Annotated in this window: 2 protein-coding genes; both read left to right on the forward strand. The window is 38.7% G+C overall.

The genetic code is table 11. From position 1 onward, the window contains the following. The first annotated feature begins 168 nt into the window (after positions 1-168). Entirely contained in the window at positions 169-894 is a 726-nt protein-coding gene (locus VNJ50_RS05645) for a sugar transferase (protein WP_325579866.1), read from the forward strand. Positions 895-902: 8 nt separating this feature from the next. Then, positions 903-1,658 carry an ElyC/SanA/YdcF family protein gene (locus VNJ50_RS05650; protein ID WP_325579867.1) on the forward strand — a complete coding sequence of 252 codons (756 nt, stop codon included), beginning with the start codon at positions 903-905 and terminating at the stop codon, positions 1,656-1,658. The last annotated feature ends 208 nt before the right edge of the window (positions 1,659-1,866 follow it).

The following is a 1,866-nucleotide window of genomic DNA, read 5'->3' on the forward strand; positions in this document are numbered from 1 at the left end:
TAGATTCAAGGAGAAACTTGTGGTTCGGAAAGAATTTATCGATAAACCAGACACTAGCGAATAATATTGCATCTTAAATTAGTTTGAATACACATTAAAAATTTATAGCTAAATAATAAGCCTAATTATAAAACAGGCACACAGCGTTATTAGGCAATTATAGTTGTTATGGCACAAGCAGCACCTTCGGGTTTTTATCTTTTCACAAAACGAATGTTTGATTTAATGCTCGCACTGGTCGGATTTATAATTATCTCGCCCGTGTTCTTATGCATCATGATTCTTTTAAAAGTCACTGGTGAGAAGGAAATTTTCTACCTTCAAGAGCGCATGGGCCTAAACAATAAGCCGTTTTATATCTATAAGTTTGCCACCATGCTTAAGGACAGCCCCAACATGGGCAACAAAACCTTGACGGTAAGGAATGATCCGCGGATTACCAAGGTAGGACGCATTTTGCGCATCACAAAAATTAATGAATTGCCGCAAATTCTAAATGTGATAAAAGGCGATATGGCATTGGTGGGACCACGGCCTTTATTGGTGAAAAGTTTTCAAAACTATACACCCGAAGTGCAAGCCGTAATCTATAAAAACAGACCGGGCATTACCGGGTTGGGATCCTTGGTGTTTAGGGATGAAGAGCGTTTGGTGACGGCATATAAAAAACTTGGGAAAGATCCTGTACAATACTATCGCACTTATATCTACCCCTATAAAGGTGCTTTGGAGCAATGGTATTACCACAATGCTTCGTTGTTGGTCGATTTTAAAATCCTGTTCTTAACCTTCTGGTCGTTAGTTAACAGCAATTCAGAAATGGTTTATAAAACATTTAATAATTTGCCAATAAAACCAGCTTCATTGACCTTATCGGGCATTAAGGAACTTTAGAATATACCATGATTGAGTTTTTGAAGGGTTTGCCAAACTTGATGCTGTATTTTATTGTTTGGGGAGTTTTGGCGTTCTGGCTTAAAAGAAATAAACACAAATTGGCGACATTTGTTATTGTTTTGGGCATTCTTTTCTTTTTAGTTTGTTCCACCAATTATGTGCCCAAAAAGCTGATTGCTTCCATTGAAAATGCTTATGATCCTATTGATTTGCAGCAGCTTGATCTTTCAAAGCCTTATTATATTCACGTTTTGGGTTCAGGTTCAGCATCCGATGAGCGGTTGCCAGCATTGATGAACATCAGCCAAGAGACACTAACACGATTAACCGAAGGCATCCGGGTATTTTTGCAATTGGAACGTGCCATTTTGGTTACTTCGGCAGCTTCAAAAAAAGGACTAAAAAGTCAGGCCGAATTAAGTAAGGAAGCTGCAGAATCTTTAGGAGTCAACGAAGCACATATTAGAATGTTGAAAACACCGACCACTACCTTGGAGGAAGCCTTGGCCTTTAAAGCAGAATTTGGAGCGGATAAGAATATTATTCTCGTTACCAGTGCGCTTCACATGCCAAGAGCAGTAAAGATATTTGCGGATCAGGGCTTATCGGTTATCCCTGCACCAACAAGTTATTTATATAAAGAAGGTCCAAACAGTTATAATGGGATAGCGTTTCCAACTTTTAAATCCATGGAGCTTATGAATACCTATCATATCACGCTGCTGAAGGATTGGTATTATACGGTTTTTAAGAAAGAATGATTTGATACTAAAAAGAATAGAGAAGATAGAATATAGAGCAAAGAGTTTAATTGACATAGGACGAAAGGACATAGGGCGTAGGACGGGTTTTAGTTAGTGGGTAGTGGGTAGAGGGTAGTGGTTAGAGGGGAGTGAGTAGAGGGTTGTATGTTTACGGTCGCGGTTTACAGTCGCTGTATCCTAAAATTTCATCAATCAGCAATCAATA

It is taken from the genome of Gelidibacter sp. (assembly GCF_035577925.1).
Taxonomy (GTDB): Bacteria; Bacteroidota; Bacteroidia; order Flavobacteriales; family Flavobacteriaceae; genus Gelidibacter.